The sequence below is a fragment of the Halobacillus amylolyticus genome (assembly GCF_022921115.1).
GTDB classification, from domain to species: Bacteria; Bacillota; Bacilli; order Bacillales; family Halobacillaceae; genus Halobacillus_A; species Halobacillus_A amylolyticus.
Genome location: NZ_CP095075.1, coordinates 4,106,500 through 4,129,518, shown reverse-complemented (window position 1 = coordinate 4,129,518; position 23,019 = coordinate 4,106,500). Strand labels below are relative to the sequence as shown.

Below are 23,019 nucleotides of genomic sequence, written 5' to 3'. Positions count from 1 at the left end.
CCTCAAAAATGATAGCGTTACCATCCTGCAAAGATGACAAAAGTCGCACTTGGACAATGTGCGACTTCCCTCAAGTTATTACGATTGTTTTTTTACGATACCATTATATATCAAGATGTGTATAATCACCAATTTTTTTATATTTATTAAAACGCTCTTCCAATAAATCATCCTGTTTTTTTTGCTCAAGATCTGCTAAAGATGTGTTTAATAATTGTTTTATCTCTTTGGCTTGTCCCTCAATATCTCGGTGTGCGCCCCCACGTATTTCGGGAATCACTTCATCGATAACTTGGAGGGATTTTAAATCTTGTGCAGTAATTTTCATCGTTTCTGCAGCTTGCTGGGCAAGGTTCGAGTCTTTCCAAAGTAATGCAGCAGCACCCTCTGGAGAAATAACTGAATAAGTAGAATTCTCCAGCATAAAAATACGGTCACCAATTCCAAGCCCTAATGCTCCACCACTTCCACCTTCACCGATGACAACGCAAAGGATAGGAACAGTTAACCCCGACATTTCCAATAAATTCCTGGCAATGGCTTCACTTTGTCCGCGTTCCTCTGCAGCACGGCCAGGATAAGCACCCTTCGTATCAATAAACGTAATAATCGGACGCTGAAACTTTTCAGCCTGCTTCATCAAACGTAAAGCCTTTCGGTAACCTTCTGGATGGGGCATTCCAAAGTTCCGTCTGATGTTTTCTTTCGTATCTTTTCCACGTTGATGGCCGATCACCGTAATAGGACGGCCATCCAATTTAGCGATACCTGAGACGATGGCTTCATCATCTCCGTACAAACGATCGCCATGGAGTTCTAGAAAATCTGTAAATATATGATCGATGTAATCAAGGGTGGTCGGCCGCTCAGGATGTCGAGCCATCTGGACGCGATCCCATGGCTTCATGCGATCATATACATCTTTCTCAAGCTTTTCTAATCGATTTTCTAGTGTGACAATTTCTTCACTTAGATCCATTTCGCTTTCTTCGGTTAGCCGCTTTAGTTCCGCAATTTTTTCACGTAGTTCAATAACAGGCTTTTCAAATTCTAATACGTGCTTCATACAGGGCCGCCTCCCGTCTGATGAAGATCAAGTATCGTAGCAAGTGTATCTTTCATGTCATGACGATGGACGACACGATCCAACTGGCCATGCTCGAGCAAAAACTCTGCTGTCTGGAAATCATCAGGGAGTTTTTCTCGTATCGTTTGTTCAATGATTCTTCGACCAGCAAAACCAATTAATGCCCCAGGCTCTGCAAAATTATAATCTCCTAAAGAAGCAAAGCTTGCCGACACCCCTCCCGTTGTCGGATGTGTCATTACAGAAATAAACAAACCACCATCTTGATGGAGACGTTGTAAGGCAATCGATGTTTTCCCCATTTGCATTAAGCTGAGCACACCTTCTTGCATACGCGCTCCGCCAGAAGCCGTGAAAATAATGAAAGGAATTCTCTCTTTCCTGGCCTGTTCGATTCCATTCGTGATTTTCTCGCCAACAACAGAACCCATGCTTCCCATACGAAAGCGGGAGTCCATTACAGCAACTGCTGTGTGCAGACCATTAAGACTTGCTTTTCCGGTAACCACAGCTTCATTCAGATCAGATTTCTTTCGATCCTTCTCGAGCTTTTCTTCATAATCTGGAAAATTCAATGGGTTGTTCGAAATCATATATTTGTCCCATTCTTCAAAGGATTGCTCATCAAATAAATGCTCTATTCTTTCAAAAGCATTTAACTTATGATGGTGATCACAATGAGGACAGACATTGATATTTCTTATTAATTCTTTTCTATAAAAGATCTTTTGACAACTTGGACATTTTTGCATCAGACCTTCAGGTACATCCTGCTTTGCTTCCTGACTAGGAATGGACGCATACCTTTTCTTCTTGCTGAAAAAATCTCTAAGCAAGGTGATTCCTCCTTTATAAGAAAAGCGCAAGCGCCTTGGTGGAGCAGAGCGGCTTCATTTACACGCTATATCTCCGCAGAGGCGATGGCTAGTCTTGGGTATCTAGACTGCTTGCGTTAGACACCAAAGCGCAAAATTTATAATACTTGCTTGCTTATTTTACACTTTCTATTATTACTATACATTAAAGTAGCAAGATAATATCGCTGAATATGTCGATATGTTTTCGACAAGGATTATTCACAGTCAAATAAAGCTAATAGTTGCTCAGGAGAGCCGTTTCCGACGATTGCTTCCATCTGTTTATACCAAGCATCCCGATAAGTGATGTCGTGGACCGTATTTGTAAATCCTATGATAAACTGCCACATCGATAAAAGGAGCGGATGATTGCATTGTTCAAACAAATAACAAAATAGGCGCTGATGCCTTTCACAAGAATGGTCTCCCTGTAATATTTCCGACATACCCGCCAATTGATCGTTTGATAACCGTCCAACAGATAGAAGCAGTGCTTCTTTTTCCAACATCTGCTTCGCCGTTAACAACTCTTCTCGAGTCCTCGACTCATTTAATAAGAATTTTGATAATAACTCTACCATATGATAAGGGCGATATGCTCTCATAAAGGTTCCTTCCCCGCGACGGGTTTCAATCAACCCTAACAATTCCATCGCTCGTAACGCTTCACGAATGGAGGATCTTCCTACCTGAAGGCGCTCGCTCAACTCTCGTTCAGAAGGTAGTTTATCACCCGGAGTTAACTTATTCGCCTCAATATAGAACTTGATCTGCTCCAAAACCCCTTCATACACTTTTTCATTCAAAGATCGGGACACGAGCCAAGAACCCTCCTTCACACGCAAGTATATGTAAGAAGAAAAGCCTTATAGAGATTGTTCAAAAAGTTCCCGAATGATATGAGGCGAATCTCTTCATTGGTTTGTTTTTCCGCTACTCACGTATCCATCAAGCATACGTTTCTTTGCTCCAAACAAAACTACGACACCTCGGATCTTCTAAATCGCAACTTTTGAACACGCACTATCAGGCTTTTCTCGTGAAATCATAATCCTTCTTCATCAATAAGGGTAAGTTGTCTTGTCTTTTCCGCTACTTCTTCTGGATCAACCTGATGTCTGGCAACACCTGATTCCATAGCAGCTCGAGCCACACTAGCTGCAACTGCCGGTGCTACTCTAGGATCAAAGGGAGCAGGGATAACATAATCCTCATGAAGCTCCTCATTGCTTACTAATGAAGCAATCGCTTCAACCGCAGCAATCTTCATTTTTTCATTAATACGTGTAGCACGAACATCAAGTGCTCCTCGAAAAATCCCTGGGAAGGCTAACACATTATTCACCTGGTTCGGAAAATCAGATCGGCCTGTCCCTATTACACGTGCACCTGATTCTTTCGCATCCTCCGGCATAATTTCCGGTTCAGGGTTTGCCATTGCAAAAATAATGGACTCGTCATTCATTTTAGAGACCATCTCTTTTGAGAGCAAACCACCAACTGAAACGCCAATGAATACGTCGGCGCCTTCCATGATTTCTTCTAAGTTGCCGCTTACTTTATCTTTATTAGTTATTTTTGCTACTTCATCTTTTACATCATTCATACCATTTGGGCGCCCCTCATAAATCGCGCCTTTAGAATCACACATAATAATGTCGCGTACTCCGAAGTGGTATAGCAGTTTAATGATTGCAATGCCGGCGGCCCCAGCACCATTAGCCACAACCTTAATGTCAGAAAAGGACTTCCCTGTAATCTTTAACGCATTAACTAATCCGGCTACGGTTACAATTGCTGTCCCATGCTGATCATCATGAAAGATAGGGATATTCGTTTCTTTCTTTAATCGTTCTTCAATAATAAAACAGTTAGGAGCTGCAATATCTTCTAAGTTTACTCCACCAAAAGTAGGTTCCATTAGTTTGACTGTTTGCACAATCTGATCTACATCTCTTGTGTTTAAGCAAATAGGGAACGCGTCTACACCGGCAAAGCTTTTAAATAAAGCAGCTTTACCTTCCATCACCGGAAGAGCAGCTTCTGGTCCAATATTTCCTAAACCTAGTACAGCGGAGCCATCGCTTACGACGGCAACCATGTTTCCTTTCATCGTATAATCATAGACCGACTCTTTATGATCATAAATTTCTTTGCAAGGTTCAGCAACGCCTGGTGAATACGCAAGACTTAAGTCCCTCGCGTTTCTAATGGGGATCTTCGAGTTAGTTTCTAGTTTACCTTTATTAGCACGGTGAATATGTAGTGCTTCATCACGTAAGTTTGACACGAGTACACGCTCCTTTAGAACAGATAGAATTAAGCCGAATATGGTGGTCTGACCACTATTAACCTCTCCATTATAACAGATGGATTTATGCTGTAAAGAATATAAATAAAAGCATATGCTCTTGTAAGGCACGATAACAGAAGTTTACTTGTAAAAGGCTTGGGCCAACACGAACAACCTCATGTCTCTTCAAGGTAGCAGAAAGCGAACGGCCAGCTTTTCTAGCACGCTATCCATTAAAAGTGTGTTTTCAAAGAGTTGACGAATGAGAAACAAGAAGTTCGAGGCGCGAAAGTTTTGAGGACCGCAAGCCGTATGCCTTTCATACGTGAGGACCGGAAAAACCGAGCAACGAAGAAATTCGCCGTTTATCATTCGGTGACTTTTTGAACATCCCCTTAAAGGTACGGACTATCTTAGAGCCACCGAGGAAGACCCGAAAAATTCATGTAATTTACGCAGGCATTCTTCAGATACGTTTAATGAATACGATTTCCCAAGCTGATATGTTTTGCGATCATCGGAACGAAAAAGGAGTACAGGGGTGTTACCAGGGAAATAGCTGGATAGTTTGTTCAATCTGGCTAATGCTTTATTCTCATCAGAGATAGTCGTCTTGATAAACAATCTTTGACTTAGTTTATTTCCACGCTCCTGTTCATTAAAATGTGAAATAGTAGTAATGACCCATTGTTTCCGACCATTTCTTTCTTCAATTTTACCTCGAATAACCGCTAACATTTGATTATCCAGCCATAACCTGGCATCTCGATATACATCTGGAAAAAGCACAGCATCTACTTCAGTTGTTTCGTCGCTTACTGTCAGGAACGACATTGGGTCCCCGCGCTTCGTCCTGATTTCCTTCATTTGCTCAACGACAACAGCAGCTTTAACTGATTTCGCTTGCTTTCGCCGAAGTGCTTCATTTAATGTGATGAAACTTTTCTGGACAAGCTGAGGTCGATGGGCCTCAAGCGGATGCTCAGATAAATAGGTACCTAACACTTCCTTTTCCATAGTGAGTTGTTGCAAAATAGGAAATGGATCGACGGAGATCGCCTTGCCACCCATGTCTAAATCTGAGCTGAACAACCCAGGCTGATCTTGAAATTCTTTAAACAGTTCACCTTGTTCCAAAGCCTTGTCGATGCTTGCAAGCAAACTGGCACGATTTTGCTGTAACTCGTCAAAAGCTCCTGCCATGATTAGTGATTCAATACAAGACCTGGACACTTCCTTACTCGGTACTCTTAGACAAAAATCATTTAAATGCTTAAACAGTCCCTCTTTTCTAGCTTCTATAATAGCTTGAGCTGCTTGAAAGCCTATCCCTTTTATAGAAAGAAAACCTAGCCTAATTGCTCCATGCTCGTCTCTGGCATAGGAATGGCTGTAATTTATCGAAGGTCCCTTTAATTTAGCACTTAAATCTTTGGCTTCCCGCAAGTGTGTGGAAAGTTTATCACGGTCACCGATTGTCGAATTGATGAGTTCGGCTAAAAAGTGTGAAGGATAATGTGCCTTCAAGTAGGCAAGCTGATATGAAATCACACTATAGGCAACAGCATGACTTCTGTTAAAACCATAACTTGCAAACTTCACAATCCAGTCAAACAGCTCATTAGCTACACCTTCAGAATAACCAATGGCTGTCGAACTTGTAACAAATTGCTGTCTCTGCTGAACTAACAATTCGCGCTGTTTCTTACTTACCGCCCGACGCAATAAATCTGCTTCTCCAAGAGAGTACCCCGCCAATTTTTGGGCCACTTGCATGATTTGCTCCTGGTAAACCAGAACTCCAAATGTAGACTGTAAAATCGGCTGTAAATCCTCATGCGGATAGTCAATATCCTCCCTCCCATGCTTCCTATTTACATAAACAGGAATATATTCCATTGGTCCAGGACGATACAAGGCGTTTACTGCAACGACATCTTCGAAATGGTTCGGTCTTAAACGTTGAAGAACACCCTTCATCCCTTGAGATTCTAATTGAAAGACTCCATTTGTCTTTCCTTGTTGTAATAACTCAAAGGTTAACTTATCGTCCAAAGGAATCGCTTTAATTGAAAAATTCCGATCCCTATAATCTTGTATTTTCTTCTCAATTCTTCTCATCATTGAAAGATTTTTAAGACCAAGAAAATCCACTTTTAACAAGCCGACTGATTCTATATCACCCATAGCCATTTGGGTAAGATTCACGTTACTCTGTCCTTCCATAAGAGCCGTATGCCGAACGAGTGGTTCTTCACTTATCACAACCCCCGCAGCATGTGTAGACACATGTCTCGGCAATCCTTCTAGTTGGATCGCCATCTGAAAAACTTTTTGCAGATGAGAAGAAGAACGTACGTACTCTTTCAATGGTTCAGATTTTTGAACCTGCTGCTTCAATGGATTCGACGATCCTCCTTTAATATGCTTGAGAATAAAGACTGCATCATTGTGATCAACACTCATTGCTTTAAACAATTCCCTTAAAACACTTCTTGAGGCAAAGGTACCGAACGTACAGATTTGAGCAACGTGTTCACTCCCATATTTATTGGCCACGTAGGCAATGACTTCATCACGCCTGTCGTCTGGAAAGTCAATATCAATATCTGGCATAGTAATTCGTTCAGGATTTAAAAAACGCTCGAAGAATAGCTTGTAATGAAGTGGCTCAACCTGGGTAATGCCTAACAAGTAACTAACGATCGATCCTGCTGCTGAACCACGCCCGGGTCCTGCTTCCATCCCTGCTTTTTTGGCATAGTCAATAAAGTCCCATACGATTAAAAAGTAATCACTGAATTGCATCGACGTAATAACATCAAGCTCATGATTCAACCTTGCTTTTGCTTCCTCCTTGTTCTCATTATACTTTGAATCTAACTCCTGCTCACAGAGAGAGCGCAGGTATTCATCAGACGTTTGCCCGTCCGGGACAGGGAAAGTGGGGATAAGCTGTTGATCAAAGTCTAGCTGCACATGGCAGGATTGGACAATTCTTTGGTTCGTTTCAAGAACTTCAGGCCACCACTCTTTATAATAAGCGTCCACTTCTTCTGGTGCTTTTAAATATTCATGGTTCCCCCTATGCGTATCAGGAGTGTACTTTTCGCCATTGTCAATGGCGCGCAAACAGTAGTAAGCATCAGCGCCTGAGGATTCAAGATAACGTACCTCGTTCATTGCTGTCACAGGTATTCCTTTAAGAGTTGACCATTCCTTCAATGGTTGATGAAGCTGTCGTTCTACACGAACACCATAATCTTTTACACCTAAGCTTACATCATTAAAGAAAGTCCGCCATTCCGAGAGGTCCTTCTCCACAAGGTCAAACATTCCATTTATAATGGATTGACCCCAAGAAGTATCTGATACAGTAAGGATGGCTGCAAGATTATCCGTTCGTTTTGGTAAATCATAGAGGGAAAGCTGATCCTCTGAGGTTTGCTTCATCGTGCTAATCGAGAGCAGCTCCTGATACCCTGACAAATTTTTAGCAAGCAGCACAATAGGAAATGTCTCTCCCTTATACTGGAGATGGACTCTCATACCGAGTAAAGGTTTTATTCCTTCCTCTACACAAGCTTTATAAAAAGTAACTGCCCCACTCATTACATTATCGTCCGTTAGTGCAAGAGCAGTGAAGCCAAGTTCTTTTGCTTTTCTTACAAGGGATGGGATTTGGATTGTACTGTTCATTAGGCTATACCCACTATGTACATGTAAGTGTGTAAACGACATCTGAGCCACCTTCTTTCTATCTATATTATATGGAAGATCCACTGTGCAAGAAAGCATCCTGCATATTTCGTTACTATAAAGAATAATTTGAGTAATAAGGAAAGACAACCTTCTATAAGAAAGAGGGACATAATGGAAGAGAGACTCATAGTATCCATGATCCAATGCTTCTTTATTGCTTTTGGTGTCATAGTGGGCGGAACATTAATTGGCAGTATCGGCAGCTTCCTTACAGGGGAAGCACCGCTTACTTCCATGTTCAGAATTGCTAAAGGATTACGTATTTGGGCGATTGTCGCCGCTATAGGCGGAACATTTGATGCCATTAGCAACTTTGAAAAAGGAATATATGACGGATCTACATTTGATTTATTTAAACAGGTGATGATTATTGTTTCAGCTATGGGTGGTGTGCAGGCCGCTCTTCTTTTATTCGAATTTCTGCTTGGTGAGGAGGTCACGTAATGTACATCCCCCCTCAATTAAGAAATAAGGAATGGAGACGATTTTTCGCCGGCATGTTCTTTGGGATGATTTGCGGATATTTAATTTTTATTTTTATAAATGGAGAATTACAAGAACAAATTACAGAAGAAAACATCAAACTTTCTAATAAGCTTAATGAAATAGAAGGAAAATATGAAGGGCTACTTAACGCTGAAAAAGAAGAAGAGGAAGAACGGACGGAAGGGTTAACTGTACAAGAGGTCATTGTAGAGTTCCTTAATACTAAAGAGCTTGAGGTTGACAAGCTCACACAACATCAACTTTCATCAATGGTGAAAGATCAGCTTACTTCTGTAACTGGTGATAATATTGATGAGGCTGCGGAGCAAACGGAGTTAATGATCTCTGCCATTGAAAATAAGGCCTTCGTTGTTGACGATTTCACGTATCAATTGACCGTTAAGCAGCTCATTATAGCCAATAAACTTAGAGTCCGTTTATCTATCTCCGTAGAACGATAAATTAAGCAACAGGTTCTGTTTTGGAAACCTGTTGCTCTAATTATTTTATTGACCGAATGCCTGACATGCTGCCTTTAGTTCCCTGGCAATGTCTTCCGTCTCTTCCCATGAATAGGCGGATGCTCCTGCCGCCATTGGATGTCCTCCCCCATTGTGATTGGCAGCAATCTTATTAATAACTGGCCCTCTTGAACGAAGTCGCACCCGAATTACGTCTTCCTCTTCCACAAAAAACGCCCAGGCTAAGATCCCTTCTATGTCTCCAAGTAACCCAACGAGTGCACTAGTTTCTGTCGTTGTTACGTTATATTCTTCAAGAATTTCCTTAGGGAGCCGCACTGTGCTGTAGCCCGCTTCATTCACAGTAAAATTTTGCAGTACATACCCTTTTAATTTAGCCACATTTAACGATGTTTTGTACATGTTTTTGTATAGCTCTGGTCGATCAAATGAGTAGCTCACAAGCTCCGCCGCCGAGGTTAATGTCGCGTGTGTTGTACTTGGAAATAGGAAACGGCCCGTGTCCCCAACGATCCCGGCATAAACTAATTTCGCTGCTTGATTATTAAAATGAAATCCTAAGTCAGAGGCATCTTTAAAAAGAGTGTAGATCATTTCACAAGTAGAGCTTGCTTCAGTGTTCACCCAGCTGATATCCCCATAATCATCCACTACCGGATGATGATCGATCTTAATCAGCCTATCCCCTTTCATATACCTCTGGTCATCAATACGCGCCTGGTTAGCTGTATCACAAACAATTACAAGGGCTCCCTCATAATCTTCATCTGAAACGTGATCCATTTTGGTTAAGAATTCTAATGAAGGTTCATCCTTCCCTGTTATCATTACTTTTTTAACAGGAAAACTATGCTTAATCATTTCAGCTAAGCCAGCCTGTGATCCAAAAGCATCTGGGTCGGGCCGAACATGACGGTGTATGATAATGGTTTCATAGTCTACGATCGATTTTGCAATTTTATTCGTTAGCATCACTTCAATCCTCTCTATCTATGGTTCCTCTTCTTATTAAAACACAAAATTAAGTTCTACAGGTAGCAAAACCGCAGGAAACAAGCTACAATGAGTAGGGTAAAATCTAATCTTCAGGAGTCGATCACCTTGATTATTTTCCCAACTATTATACTTATCGCATTTCTATTTTACATTTACTATAAAGTCATGCTCGTTAAATCACGTGATCCACTGCAGCAAGCCTATATGAATAGCAAGGCGAAAACTTTCTTAGGAATCTTTGTCTTTTTCTTTGGGATTAACCAATACCTCTATTATGAAACACGCTTGTCTTTATTCATTGGCATCGTATTTCTTGTATTAGGTGCCCTTCAATTTCGGCTTGGTGTGAAATCAACCCGTCATTATCGTAGCGAATATAGCAAACATCGTGCCTAACATTTTTGGTTCGGGAATACCACAAATTTGTCAGAGAAAAATGCTGTCTCAAGAGGTCGCAACTGGTGACCTGAAATGAGGCAGCTTTTCTTTTCTAATCACCTATCAATCAGCTGAGCCATTAACAAGGCTTTTCCTACAATTGAGCGCTGATGATGAACCTCCACATCTACCTTCGCAAACTTTCTCCCTACTTCTAGAATCAGAGGTTTAATTTCTATTTCACTTTCTAATTGAACAGGCTTAATGAAGAAAACGGAAATATTTTCTACGACTAAATCTCCTTTTTTATGCTTGCTAAGCAGACGACTTGTCGATTCTGTTATAAGTGAGGTGAATACTCCATAAGACATCGTACCAAGTTGGTTCGTCATTTGCGGAGTTACTTTTGTCTTTAAGATATATTCGCCGGCTGCTGCCTCCCCTAACTCTAGTTGGCTTGTGATAAGATCATCAATTGTTTCCCCGACTTGAGGCTGCCGCTGGATTTGCTGTAATGCCTTTAGTACATCCTGTCTTGAGATAATTCCTTGCAGCTTATGTGATGGATCTACGACAGGCATAAGCTCAATTCCTTCCCACACCATCATATGGGCAGCGTTTGCTAACGATGTATTTGTCTGAACAATCATCGGATTCTTCGTCATTACTTTATCAATTTTGAACTGTTTATCCTTACCAATAACATCTTTAGACGTCACCATTCCTACCACACGATTCTTCTTATCAACGACAGGGTATCGGCTGTGAAGCGTTTCTTCATTCAACTGATGCCAATTCTGAACATAATCATTCGTTGTTAAAAATTTGGATTCATCAAATGGTGTGTAAATGTCATTGACTAACACGATTTCCTTTTTAATGAGTTGGTCATAAATAGCCCTGTTTATCATGGCGGCCACTGTAAAAGTATCATAGCTTGTTGAAATTACTGGTAATTTCTTCTCATCAGCCAGCCGTTTCACGGCCTCGCCCGTATCAAAGCCACCTGTAATAAGTACAGCAGCCCCTTCTTTAACGGCAAGCTCGTGCGCATTCGTCCGATTCCCTACAATGAGCAGTGAACCTGCTTCAGTATAGCGCATCATCGCATCCAACTTCATCGCACCGATTACGAATTTGTTAAGTGTCTTATATAGACCTTCTCTACCGCCCAAAACCTGTCCATCAACAATGTTAATGATTTCGGCAAAAGTCAGCCGTTCAATATTTTCCTTCTTTTTTTTCTCTATTCGAATTGTACCTACACGTTCAATTGTGCTGACAAGATCTTGATTCTCCGCTTCCTTTATCGCACGATAGGCTGTCCCCTCACTTACATTTAATACTTTTGCGATTCCTCTAACTGAAATTTTACTTCCCACAGATAAGGAATCGATATGATTCAGAATCTGTTCATGTTTGGTAGCCATTTCCTCACCAAGCTTTCTAACTGTACTAGTATAATGATCGTTAATTGTTATTATACAAGTGATACAGTTCCACCGCAATTTTATAAGAAAAGCGGAGAGGGGCGATTAGACCTGAAACGCATAAGCAGAATGGCGTAGTGAAGTGAACTTTCTTCACAGAGCCAGACTGCTTATGCCGCGAAGGTCTGCCCCTCGGAGCTAGACAGTAGAAAAGCGGAGGTGTCCTGGTAGACACGACTAGCGTAAACGGTCTGGCTCCGTGAAAAGTAGTTCAAGGATATTCGACTAAATTCGGCACGTCCTGTGCCAACGTCGAACATCCTTACGTCCTGTAGGACCACGGAGGAGATACGCTTATGTCTCGAGTGTCTGGGCGCCAAAAGCTAAGCATAAAAAAACCCACGAGAATCTCGTGGGTTTCCTGCTAATTTTTAGAGTTCGATTGATTCTCCCGGCTTTAAAGCTTTTCCTTTACCCGGCTTGACTTTAGACGCGAAATCTTCACCATCCTGATTAATCAAGTCGAATGTGTTGTAGTGAATCGGGACGACCTGTTTCGCCTTTAGCCACTCAGCAGCTGTCAGGGCATCTTCAGGCCCCATCGTAAAATTATCTCCAATTGGAAGGAAGGCTAAGTCGATGTCATTTCGTTCTCCGATCATTTTTAAGTCAGTGAATAACCCAGTATCCCCAGCATGGTAAATGGTTTTTCCATCAATGGTTAATAAGATTCCTGTAGGCATTCCCGTGTAAACAATCGAGCCGTCTTCTTCTGTATAGGAAGAACCATGAAAGGCTTGGGTGAATTTCACTTCACCAAAATCGAAGGTATGACTGCCGCCAATATACATTGGATGGGCATTAAGATCTTTACTCCCTAAGTAGGCAGCCAATTCAAACGGTGCTACTATTTGTGCGTCGTTACGTTTGGCAATTTCGAATGTATCCCCTACGTGATCATTATGACCATGTGTGAGCAGGATGACATCTGCTTTCACATCATCAGCATTCAGATCAGTATTGCCATTTTCAGAAATGTGAGGATCGAACAAAATCGTCTTTCCATTCGCTTCTACTTTTACAACAGAATGTCCATGATAAGATACTTTCACACTTACACTCCTCTTCATATTTTGACCCGTACCATTCATCAATAGTTTTGCCAGGCTTGCTCATACTTCTGAATTAAATTAGGATCAATTAATGTATTTGGTTCTAACGTGACGGTCTCACCGTCCCTATTTACTATTTCCCTATCTTCATCTTTTCCAAACACGGTCATAGATTTCAGTAACTCGTCCGTAAGAAATTCGGTTTTCTTCTTTATATCTAAACTGCCTACATCGATAAGTTCACGGCTTGCCATAACAAATCCCCAGTTTCCGAAGCTTGGAATATCCACATGAAAATTTTCAATTGAAAGGCCTGTTGACGCTATAGTCTCACTGATTGTCCAATACACTTCCGTTGCAAAAACAGGACTTGTCGCTTGAACCATGGCTGCCCCGCCTGGTGCTAGATGGTTTCTCACGAGGGAATAAAATTCTTTCGTATATAATTTATTTAAGCTCTCATTATTCGGGTCTGGCAAATCAATAATAATGACATCATAAAACTGTTCCGCGTTTTCAAGAAACTGAAAGGCATCCTTATTATAAACGGTTACCCTTTCATCCATAAGTGAACCTTCATTTAACTGAAGTAAATGATAATTCGTGTTCGCCAAATGTGTAACAGCAGGATCGAGGTCAACGAGCGTAATTTCTTCGACATCGGAATAACCTAATAATTCTTTAGCTGCCAAACCATCTCCACCGCCAAGAACGAGAACATCTTCATGACTTTCTGCTTGTGCCATAGGAGGATGAACGAGTGTTTCATGATAGCGATGTTCATCAGAAGAGCTAAATTGGAGCGAACCATTCAGGTAAAGTCGGGTATCGCCTTGCTCTTTCGTTAAAACAATCCGTTGATAAGCACTTTCCTCCATGTAGATAATTGGATCCTTATAAAGCTTTTGTTCAAAAGCAAACGCCATCTCTTCGCCGAAGAAAAGCCCGCCAACTAACAGCACGCCAATCACACCTGCCGCCGTCCCATGTAAGGCCATATTCTTAATTTCTGAACGAAACAAGTAGAGTACCACAACGGCTACAGCTAAATTAATACAGGCAACGAAAAAAGCGCTTTTGACCATACCCATTTGCGGACGCAAGTAAAAGGCGAACAGTAAGCCGCCAATTAAGCCGCCCGCATAATCTGAAAACAGTACCCTCGCCGTGCTCCTGCTTAACTCCACACCAATTTCATTTGCTTTTCTAATCAAGATCGGTAGTTCAACACCTGTAAGGGCGCCAACTGTGAAAGTTATCAAATATAAGAATAGGGCATCTGATCCCCCTGGAGCAAAAGCCGTCATGCCAAACATTATGAAACTTGAGAAGCCACCAATTAGGGCGACCATAAATTCGATCCACACAAATGTTAAGATCAACTTTTTCATTACTTTTTCACTAATACTTGCGCCGATTCCCATACCTGTTAAAAACAAACTAATTGTCAGCGTATACTGTTTCACACCATCACCAAGTATGTACGAGCCTAATGCCCCAAAGAGCACCTCGAAAATAATGCCACAAATCGAGACAATCCCAGACGCCCAATAAATCAGTCGACTTTTCTTTATGGCTTGTTCATTCATTGCCTTCACCCCTACATCGTACATCCTAACTGTTAACAGCTTTCCTCGAACAAAAGCGCAAGCGCCCCGGTAGACACTACAGATGAAGTTCAGCTAAAATCGGCACGCCCTTGTGCCAAGATCGAGACTGACCCACGTCCTGTGGGGCCACGGAGGCGATTGACTAGTCTTGCGTGTCTTGCGCGCTGGAGCTGGATGCGGCTAACTTCATGTAACCTTATCCACAATCATTTTTTATAGTTTCCTTAGCTCTAAAAAAGCCACTATGTAGAAGAAACCCATAGTGGCTCAAGCATTCTTTTCAATGAAGGTACACATAGTTTGCTTATGTAATGGAAGCTCCAATGACAAAAGCTAAACCAATAGACACACCCATGGAAACAATTCCAACGGCTGTATTGTTTTCCTTCAGCTTTGTTTCCACAGAGAATTTCCTTGTGAATAACTCAAATAACAGGTAAGCAACCATTTGTAATATTACACCAAAGGCTCCCCATATTAAGGTATCCCATAGTGTGAAGCTGTGATAAATGGCAAACGACAATACAATACAAATCCCGATGATCTTTCCTGAAATCGACATTGCAACAGCTTGATTCCCGCTGCTGATTTCATCCCAGTCCTTATACTGTTTCGTGATCCATTCAAATAAAACTAGACCGATTACAACAACAACTACACCTAATGCAAAATAACCAATAGTAGCTATAAATGGCTCCATTTAATTCCCTCCTCTATTTTCCTGCGCCAGGTCCTCCCCCGCGATTAGATGATCCGCGGAATGAACCAGATGAACCTGAATTGTATCCACCATACATACCGTAACCTCCATAACAATTCCCTGTTGACTGGCAGGTGGATGCCCGCCTCCTCGACCAATCGTTTGAATCGAGCATTCTGTTTAACAATGAGTAAGCCAATAACCCTTGAAAGAAGCTCGGTGAGTAATTATTTCTCACAAATTCGTCGCTGGATAATTCAATTAAAACGAGTCCTGGCTCCACATCGCTTTCCTGCAGTATAACAAAGTGATCGGGATAGACGAGGACTTGCTTCCCTTCGTTACGCTGACTAACTTCCTCTGGTGTACGATTCGTTTCTAATAGTTCAGCGACTTTTGGCAGCGTAAGTTCTTGTGTCATATAAATTTTAGAAATGCCTTGGTCTGTTCTAACCGTATCAAGCAAGGGAAAGCTCTGCTCAATTAATTCTTCAATGGATGAAGCATCAGAGTTATTAATGTTATCAATAATTTCACCGCGAGAGGGTTCACTAGGCAATTCTCCATATGTATCCTCGGTGTATGTACCAGTCATCCCTCTGGAACCACCATTATTGCCAAACATGTTAAAACCTATTACAACTGCGATAATAACAACAATTATTACTCCAACATAGTTTCTCAAGGTGTAACCCCTCCTTCCATCAAGAATACTCGTGCCTGACATGGAGTCAGGCACGAATAAGCATACCATCTCATTATTCTTTATTCATTTTCTTTTTCAGTGCAGCTAATTCATCATCCACGCTATCTTTTTCGTCTAGCGTATCAAATTCGTCATCTAAAGAACGATTAGACTTAGACAGATCCTCACTTGTCTCTGCTTCCGCCTCGTGCTGCATTACTTTCTCTTCCATTCTTTCAAACCCTTGGCGAGACTCGTCACTTCCGATGCCAGACATCGTACGGTTCATCTTCGTACGGGTTTTCGCAGATTCCGCTCTAGCTTTAAGAGAGTCTTTTTTCAGCTTCATTTCCTGATATTCTTTTTTCATTTCATCAAGCTTCTTACGAAGGTTATTTGCATCTTGTTCCGCGCGCTCATGAGAAGCCTTGAATTGGTCAGCCTGTGATTGCTGATTATTTTTGTCCTCTAACGCACGACGTGCTAAATCTTCATTGCCAGCCTCCATTGCTTTCTCAGCTTGCTTCATACGCTTATCACTTAACGCCTGTGCATCATCATATTTGCGTTTTAACATTTTCTCATTAGCAATTTGTTTAGCAACAGCACTCTCTGCGTCACGAATGTCGCTTTCCATATCTCTCATGAATTGATCTAGCATTTTCACCGGATCTTCTGCCTTATCTAACATAGAATTGAGCTCAGCACCGACAACAGTTTTTACACGGCTAAAAAGTTTAAACATTTAATTTTCCTCCTTATTATTTAGAACCAGCAATAATTTTAAGTTCATAGGCTTCAATATCATATCCGTAACTTACCTCGATCTCACTACCCCAGGATTCTAATGATAGGTATGTCTCTTCATCTTCAGAAATATATTCAGCATAACGTGTAGTGCGGCCATTAATATTCTTGCTCCGGCCTTCCCCCGTCACATATGCTTCACCTTCCTCATCCTTATGATAGATGGTATTTTCATATTCAATTTGCTTTTGAAAAGAATCCACCGGCAACTTTATTGTCTCATATATACCAAGTTCAAGCTCGTCATCCATTTCAGCAGACAACCATTTTATATTTGCGCCTTCAAGAAGCTGATAGGAAAACCATTCATAAGAACCATCACGGTAGGTGATTTTCCCAACCACTTCATAGTCCACAAGATCGTAAGTGATGATATCTCCTATCTGGATGTTAAGCGCTGTCCGTTCTTTTACATCAGGTGTTTCTGTCTTTTTACTTGAAAACAATTTCGAAAAAAATCCCAAATGCTCACCTCTCTTCAACTATGACCTTGTACCTGTATGTACGTGAGTATCCCATAGTTGGTTTCACTTTTTTAAAACTTTTTCATCCAAATTTCGCAACAACACCATTTTACTTCAGAAATGAATCAATTTCATAATTTAGTTCCCACGTGCCCCAAGGGATTCAAAACTTAAAAAAGAAAGCACCTCCTCATGTTTAGTCAAGTTTTTTATTAGGTTAAGGGCAGTAATCTGGAAGACTCAATCTCGAGATTCACTCGCTTTCCGCGGGCATGCGCTGAGTCTCCTCGGACTCCGTCCTCCGGGGTCTCACCTGTCATGTTCATCCCACAGGACTCACGCCATTTCCCAGACCTCCTTGTGTTTGTGAGAAGAACGGAAACACTCCAGGTTCATAAGTCACCCAAAACGACAGAAGAATTCTTATCAGATAGCTGAAAATCTCTGTGTGACGCGGTTAATATGCCACATCATGATGGATGAAATCCTCTGAACATGGGAGACTCATTCGGAATACGAATGGCTCCGTTTTAAAAAGAGCAATTATGAAATTGATTCAAATAACAAGGAAAACAAAATAACTATCCTCAACTTTCAAACTCATTCAAATAATTGACTGGGAAAAAATCACGGAAGTTTCATTTATGAAAAAACAGTAGAACGGTCTGGGTCCTACTGTTTCTCAACCTATATTTTTAAAAGCTCACTAGCACTGGCATAGTCAAGGCCGTGTGCTTCGGCTACCGCCTGATAAGTTACATAGCCGTCAAGTGTATTGATTCCTTTAAATAAGGCCGCATTGTCCTGACATGCCTGCTTATAACCCTTGTTTGCAAGCTGCAAGGCATAGGGAACAGTCACATTAGTCAAACCAATTGTTGACGTGCGTGGCACTGCACCAGGCATGTTCGCTACAGCATAATGCACTACCCCGAACTTCTCATACGTCGGATGATCATGTGTCGTAATGCGATCTGTTGTGGCAAAAATTCCGCCTTGGTCAATCGCAACGTCAACAATGACAGATCCTTCCGGCATCGACTTCACCATTTCCTCTGTAACAAGTTTAGGAGCTTTTGCTCCCGGAATAAGTACAGCGCCAACGACTAAGTCGGACTCTTCAAGTGCTTCTTGTATGTTTAATGGATTCGACATCAGTGTGTTAATATCTGATCCAAAAATATCATCAAGCTGCCGCAAACGTTCTGGATTTAAGTCGATGATCGTAACATCAGCTCCCAGGCCCATGGCAATTTTAGCAGCGTTCGTTCCTACAACACCGCCACCTATGACTGTTACTCTCCCCCGTCTTACACCAGGGATGCCTCCAAGAAGGATCCCTTTGCCGCCATGAGATTTCTCTAAAAATTGTGCCCCAATTTGTGAAGCCATTCTTCCTGCCACCTCACTCATTGGTGTAAGTAATGGCAGGGAGCCATTTGAAAGCTGTACCGTTTCATAAGCGATCGCAACCACGTTCCGGTCGATCAATGCTTTAGTTAATTCCGGTTCTGGTGCTAAATGTAAATAGGTAAATAGAATAAGTCCTTTATAAAAGTATTCATACTCTTCGGGAAGCGGCTCCTTCACCTTCATAACCATTTCCTGACTCCATGCTTCCTTTGCTGTTGATACGATCGTTGCTCCTGCTTCTTGGTACTGCTCATCTGTAAAGCTTGAGCCAACCCCAGCATTTGTTTCAACAAAAACCTCATGCCCGGCATTTTGTAAAGTAATGATCCCAGCAGGTGTCATGGCAACGCGGTTCTCGTTGTTCTTCACTTCTTTTGGTATACCAATTTTCACAAATACTCAACCTCACTTCCAACCGGATAGATATTAGTCCTATCCGGACAAATTACACTATATCATTATTTTAAACAAGTGAATAAGCAGTTATTCTGTAAGCACTTTCATTGTAACAAATTCCTACTTGCAGCTATAGTATTCATAAACAAAGTGAATTAACCTTTTTCAGCGATAACGGTTAATAACATCTAATCCACCAGTGACTTCATAAATTGTGCCTGTAATCATATCCGATTGCTCTTCACAGAGGAAAGCGATCGTTCGAGCAATATCTTCCCCTGTACCGGGCCTCCCAATTGGGGTTTTCTTATCGCTGATTTTTCTGCCTTGTTCAATGGAAGCCTCTTTCATTTCACCTGTAATGTTTCCTGGGCAAACCATATTTGAAGTGATACCATATTCCGCTTCTTCAAAAGCAATCGTTTTCGTTAATGAAACCAAGCCTACTTTCGCTGCAGCAAAGGCGGAACGATAAATCCATCCGGATGAAGACCCCGCTCCTTGAAAGCCATAGTTTATAATTCGGCCAAATGATTGAACTCTCATAATTGGAATGATCTGTTTAAGTAAATAAAATGCTGAGTCTAGGTTTCCTCTGATCATGGCATTCCATTCGTCATCAGAATAATCGACCAGCTTTTTCCGCTCAAAAATATATGGACCTGCATTATTAATTAGAAAATCTATTCTCCCGAAACGATCCATCGTTTCCTTGACAAGCCGTTTGAGATCTGCTTGTGATGTGACGTCTACCTGGATCAGTTGAATGTGTTTGTTCATAGATGCATATTGTTCGATAAGCTCTTCGGCCTTCTTCTTATCGCTCCTATATGTAACCGTAACAGAATGTCCTGCTTGTAAAAATTGTTCCGTTACTTTTTTTCCTAATCCTTTTGTTCCTGCGGTAATGATCGCATGACGCATAAGCATTTCTCCCTTCAGTGGAGTTTATAATTTCATACAGTGTTTTCTCGCACACCAGCTCATTTCAAAATTTAAGACCCTAAACATACTTTACTACAAATAGAGAATAAGGTTCAGCTGTTACGCCTGAAACTAAAGGATTACTTACAACCTTTTTCCTGAACTACTTCTGTTATTCCCTTTGTCCATTAGTGGCTTTTCTAAAAACGTACTTCAGGGAATGGTAATCGCTTTCACAGCTTTCATCGTGTTATAATATAGATAATAAAAGGAAGGGAGAGTTCATAATGACATTTGAGTACAAGGATATCGTTGTAGCCGTTGATGGTTCAGAAACAGCAGAGGTAGCGTTTAATAAAGCCATTGATATCGCGAATCGAAACCAGTCCAAGCTGATTTTATCCCACATCGTTGATACCCGTGCATTTTCAACCGTAGAAGCGTACGATCGTTCCCTTGCCATCCGTGCAGAAAAATATGCAACAGAGCTGCTTGAAGATTACCAAAAGAAAGCCGAAGCAGCTGGTGTAACGAATGTGGTAATTGACATCGATTATGGTTCACCAAAAGTAAAAATTGCAAAAGACGTTGCTCCTAAACATCAAGCTGACCTAATCATTTGCGGAGCTACTGGCTTGAATGTCATGGAACGCTTCTTTATCGGCAGTGTTTCCGAACACATTATTAGATACGCAACTTGTGATGTCCTCGTAGTACGTGACGATAACAAAGATGATGAATAAGTAAAGACGCTGAAAATCAGCGTCTTCATTATTTTCCCTATAAATCCTTGTGAACCTCTCTCATCACATGTGTGATTTCAGGTAAAATGAGCTTATCCATAGCAAGCTTTACTGCACCGCTTGACCCAGGGGTTGAGAATATTGCTGTCCCTCCGCTCACACCCGCTGTGGCTCGTGAAAGAATAGCAGCAGATCCAATATCCTCTGTATAACTAAGCATACGAAACAATTCACCAAAACCCGGTATTTCCTTTTCAAATAGAGAGGTCACGGTCTCAATCGTCACATCCCGCACTGCGATTCCCGTCCCCCCATTTGTTAAAACTACCTCGACACTTTCATCACGAATCCCTTGCCGCACCGCTGTTTCTATAGCCGCTCTTTCATCCTTAATAATCTGATGTTCAAGCACTACATGTTGGGCCGCTTCAAGCTTTTCAATCATAAGCTTTCCGCTTTTATCTGTTTCCTTTGTTCTCGTGTCACTAACAGTAATAATCGTGCACCGAACACTTTTAGGTGCCTTCTTTTTGTGCTGATCAACAGCCATCTCCTATCCCTCCTGTTCCATCATCAAATGTCTGTATTGGTAAAACTTCATCGCAAATTCTGTCATTTGTTTAGTCAATTGATAATTGGAATAAGCGCCGATTGCGACACTTACAAGAGGAATGCCTTGAAACAGCTTCCGCCTAAACATTAAAATGAACAATGACTTAAATGACTGCTTCAAAGGTTGTTCTAACCACGCCTCACCTGTGATTTGGTCATTCCCTTCATACACATAGGGATGCTCATTTCTCTTTATTTCCTCAATTAAATCATTCCATGCTGCTGATTGAAGACGCTTAGGCAGCATCGCCGCATGAAATACTTTAAATGAGATCATCATTTCATAGGGATGGTTCATCTCATGACCAAATGTTAACCCGATTAATTGAACGGCCCGCAAATTCAAAATCGTCATCAACGGAAAATCAACACCAAGCAACAACCATCCCCCAGTCCCCGTTAATCCCCCTTGTGCAAAGGAATATAAACGTCCTCTTGCCACTTGCTGATCAGCTATGTAAGTTAGTTGGTTCACATCCAATTGTCTCATATCCTCCACATAAGTCACATCAGATCGAAAAATACGACCAACCGTCAATATTCGTTCACGCGCATCATTTTGAAAAGCAGAACCTTGGAGAAAAGCGTGAGTATGAAAAAGCCACCCGTCTAATCTTGAAAAAAACTTCTGTTTTACATCAGGATGAATCTGATTAAAAGAGTCACGAATCCAATGATCATACAGGACTTCGAAGTCATTGGCTTGATAGCTGGACTGATGTTCCTGCCATTTGTCTATTCCTCTCATCATACGTTCATTAGTCAAAAACACCACTCCTTCAATAGCTCTTTACCTTAATTGTAGCTTGAATGGACTGAAAAGGAAAATCAAACTGGAGCAGACATATAAAGGTCCATTTTGTACAAAAAAAGAAGGAACACTGCTAGATGCACTTTTCAAAGGATGTTCCCCGCTTATATATAATTAAAATACGTTTTAAAAGAAACTTCCCCACTCTCTATATTTTGCACGGATACAGGTTTCCGGTTATCGTAATTAAGCACAAAAATCCTCTCCCCTCTAATTCACATGTAATATGTTTATTAAGGATATACTTTACCGTATCACTTTGATGCAAAATAGGATTGCGTTTAATTTTTTTGTGCTTAATGTTAGCTTTATTCAATTAAATGGCTCATATATGAAGAAAGATCACAATTCACTACTTAGCAATCGCGCTGATCTTCAAGACTCGATATCAAGATTATTTAACAGAAATACATGGTATTCTTGTTTTATTGTGTGTTCCTAATCACTTTCTTGTTTCATAGGATATCAAACCACTATCTTTCTAACTCTTTTTTGGAGCTATAAGGGTAGCCACCATACCAACTAATCCATAAAGTATAAAAGAAGTAACATAGCCCCATATTCCAATAAACAATCCAGCGACTAACGAACCTATGACTTGCCCCACCGCCAAAAGTAAAAATGGAACGCCAATACCTAATGATGCATTCGTAATAAATACACGGCTTCCCCAGACAAGAAGAACTCCGGTTAAAAATATATAGGAGCAACCGAAGAGTCCAGCCGATAGGTAAGTCATTAACAAGTTCCCAGGTGAAAAAGATAGAATGATCGAAGCTGAAGCAATCAACAAACTCCCTAACTTATAAGCTAAAGACAGTCTCCTTTTTTCAACTAAAGAACCTGAAAACCCTCCTAGCACACCAAATAGTCCTATAATGACCCAAAATCCAGAAAGCTGCCAATCACTATAATCACCAGCCACTTCAATAAAAGATCTGGAAAATGTCCAAAAGGCCGCTGTGGAAATT

Annotated in this window: 22 protein-coding genes; 4 read left to right on the top strand and 18 right to left on the bottom strand. The window is 41.2% G+C overall.

Going from position 1 to position 23,019, the window contains the following annotated elements; all coding sequences use genetic code 11:
• Positions 1-103: 103 nt before the first annotated feature.
• The 5 genes from accA to dnaE form a co-directional block, all read right to left on the bottom strand.
• Positions 104-1,066 (bottom strand): acetyl-CoA carboxylase carboxyl transferase subunit alpha, encoded by a 963-nt coding sequence (gene accA / locus MUO15_RS20735; protein ID WP_245032393.1) that lies wholly within the window; start codon positions 1,064-1,066, stop codon positions 104-106.
• Positions 1,063-1,923 carry an acetyl-CoA carboxylase, carboxyltransferase subunit beta gene (accD, locus tag MUO15_RS20730; protein WP_245032391.1) on the bottom strand — a complete coding sequence of 287 codons (861 nt, stop codon included), beginning with the start codon at positions 1,921-1,923 and terminating at the stop codon, positions 1,063-1,065. Before accD ends, accA begins: the two co-directional genes overlap by 4 nt.
• A 236-nt stretch (positions 1,924-2,159) precedes the next feature.
• Positions 2,160-2,762: a FadR/GntR family transcriptional regulator gene (locus MUO15_RS20725; protein WP_245032389.1), complete on the bottom strand. Its 603-nt coding sequence runs from the start codon at positions 2,760-2,762 to the stop codon at positions 2,160-2,162.
• 227 nt (positions 2,763-2,989) lie between these two features.
• On the bottom strand, positions 2,990-4,234 hold the full coding sequence (locus MUO15_RS20720; RefSeq protein ID WP_245032387.1) for an NADP-dependent malic enzyme: 1,245 nt from the start codon (positions 4,232-4,234) through the stop codon (positions 2,990-2,992).
• Between the two features lie 411 nt (positions 4,235-4,645).
• Positions 4,646-7,978, bottom strand: a complete 3,333-nt coding sequence (dnaE, locus tag MUO15_RS20715) for a DNA polymerase III subunit alpha (RefSeq protein WP_245032385.1) — start codon at positions 7,976-7,978, stop codon at positions 4,646-4,648.
• Positions 7,979-8,110: 132 nt separating this feature from the next.
• Here dnaE and MUO15_RS20710 point away from each other — a divergent pair, with 132 nt between their 5' ends.
• Positions 8,111-8,443 (top strand): sporulation membrane protein YtrH, encoded by a 333-nt coding sequence (locus MUO15_RS20710; protein ID WP_244753732.1) that lies wholly within the window; start codon positions 8,111-8,113, stop codon positions 8,441-8,443.
• Positions 8,443-8,946: a sporulation membrane protein YtrI gene (ytrI, locus tag MUO15_RS20705; RefSeq protein ID WP_245032383.1), complete on the top strand. Its 504-nt coding sequence runs from the start codon at positions 8,443-8,445 to the stop codon at positions 8,944-8,946. Before MUO15_RS20710 ends, ytrI begins: the two co-directional genes overlap by 1 nt.
• A gap of 45 nt (positions 8,947-8,991) precedes the next feature.
• Here ytrI and MUO15_RS20700 read toward each other — a convergent pair whose 3' ends face one another.
• Positions 8,992-9,939 carry a DHH family phosphoesterase gene (locus MUO15_RS20700; RefSeq protein ID WP_245032381.1) on the bottom strand — a complete coding sequence of 316 codons (948 nt, stop codon included), beginning with the start codon at positions 9,937-9,939 and terminating at the stop codon, positions 8,992-8,994.
• 90 nt (positions 9,940-10,029) lie between these two features.
• Between MUO15_RS20700 and MUO15_RS20695 the strand changes: the two genes are divergently transcribed.
• Positions 10,030-10,359 (top strand): YtpI family protein, encoded by a 330-nt coding sequence (locus MUO15_RS20695; protein ID WP_318036177.1) that lies wholly within the window; start codon positions 10,030-10,032, stop codon positions 10,357-10,359.
• A 98-nt stretch (positions 10,360-10,457) separates the two neighbouring features.
• On the opposite strand, the gene MUO15_RS20690 is transcribed toward MUO15_RS20695, so the two are convergent.
• The 9 genes from MUO15_RS20690 to MUO15_RS20650 all read right to left on the bottom strand — a co-directional run bounded on the left by MUO15_RS20690 (position 10,458) and on the right by MUO15_RS20650 (position 19,888).
• Positions 10,458-11,771, bottom strand: a complete 1,314-nt coding sequence (locus MUO15_RS20690) for a DRTGG domain-containing protein (protein ID WP_245032379.1) — start codon at positions 11,769-11,771, stop codon at positions 10,458-10,460.
• A 431-nt stretch (positions 11,772-12,202) separates the two neighbouring features.
• On the bottom strand, positions 12,203-12,883 hold the full coding sequence (locus MUO15_RS20685; protein WP_245032377.1) for a metal-dependent hydrolase: 681 nt from the start codon (positions 12,881-12,883) through the stop codon (positions 12,203-12,205).
• A 38-nt stretch (positions 12,884-12,921) separates the two neighbouring features.
• A complete protein-coding gene (locus MUO15_RS20680) occupies positions 12,922-14,472 on the bottom strand; it encodes a polyamine aminopropyltransferase (protein ID WP_245032375.1) in 1,551 nt (516 codons plus the stop codon).
• A 325-nt stretch (positions 14,473-14,797) separates the two neighbouring features.
• Positions 14,798-15,193 carry a DUF350 domain-containing protein gene (locus tag MUO15_RS20675; protein WP_245032373.1) on the bottom strand — a complete coding sequence of 132 codons (396 nt, stop codon included), beginning with the start codon at positions 15,191-15,193 and terminating at the stop codon, positions 14,798-14,800.
• A gap of 13 nt (positions 15,194-15,206) precedes the next feature.
• A complete protein-coding gene (locus tag MUO15_RS20670) occupies positions 15,207-15,878 on the bottom strand; it encodes a DUF4247 domain-containing protein (protein WP_245032371.1) in 672 nt (223 codons plus the stop codon).
• A 73-nt stretch (positions 15,879-15,951) separates the two neighbouring features.
• Positions 15,952-16,623 carry a PspA/IM30 family protein gene (locus MUO15_RS20665; protein ID WP_245032369.1) on the bottom strand — a complete coding sequence of 224 codons (672 nt, stop codon included), beginning with the start codon at positions 16,621-16,623 and terminating at the stop codon, positions 15,952-15,954.
• A gap of 16 nt (positions 16,624-16,639) precedes the next feature.
• Positions 16,640-17,149: a DUF4178 domain-containing protein gene (locus MUO15_RS20660; RefSeq protein WP_245032367.1), complete on the bottom strand. Its 510-nt coding sequence runs from the start codon at positions 17,147-17,149 to the stop codon at positions 16,640-16,642.
• Between the two features lie 687 nt (positions 17,150-17,836).
• Positions 17,837-18,955 (bottom strand): alanine dehydrogenase, encoded by a 1,119-nt coding sequence (ald, locus tag MUO15_RS20655; protein ID WP_245032365.1) that lies wholly within the window; start codon positions 18,953-18,955, stop codon positions 17,837-17,839.
• A gap of 168 nt (positions 18,956-19,123) precedes the next feature.
• Positions 19,124-19,888: an SDR family oxidoreductase gene (locus tag MUO15_RS20650; protein ID WP_245032363.1), complete on the bottom strand. Its 765-nt coding sequence runs from the start codon at positions 19,886-19,888 to the stop codon at positions 19,124-19,126.
• A 281-nt stretch (positions 19,889-20,169) separates the two neighbouring features.
• Here MUO15_RS20650 and MUO15_RS20645 point away from each other — a divergent pair, with 281 nt between their 5' ends.
• Positions 20,170-20,625, top strand: a complete 456-nt coding sequence (locus MUO15_RS20645; protein WP_245032361.1) for a universal stress protein — start codon at positions 20,170-20,172, stop codon at positions 20,623-20,625.
• Between the two features lie 37 nt (positions 20,626-20,662).
• On the opposite strand, the gene MUO15_RS20640 is transcribed toward MUO15_RS20645, so the two are convergent.
• From MUO15_RS20640 to MUO15_RS20630, 3 genes are all read right to left on the bottom strand, one after another.
• Positions 20,663-21,175, bottom strand: a complete 513-nt coding sequence (locus MUO15_RS20640) for a MogA/MoaB family molybdenum cofactor biosynthesis protein (RefSeq protein WP_245032359.1) — start codon at positions 21,173-21,175, stop codon at positions 20,663-20,665.
• Between the two features lie 3 nt (positions 21,176-21,178).
• Positions 21,179-22,003, bottom strand: coding sequence for an EcsC family protein (locus tag MUO15_RS20635; RefSeq protein ID WP_245032357.1), 825 nt, complete (start codon positions 22,001-22,003; stop codon positions 21,179-21,181).
• 526 nt (positions 22,004-22,529) lie between these two features.
• The gene (locus tag MUO15_RS20630) at positions 22,530-22,973 is read right to left on the bottom strand and encodes a hypothetical protein (RefSeq protein WP_245032355.1); all 444 of its coding nucleotides are present in this window, start codon (positions 22,971-22,973) and stop codon (positions 22,530-22,532) included.
• Positions 22,974-23,019 lie beyond the last annotated feature (46 nt).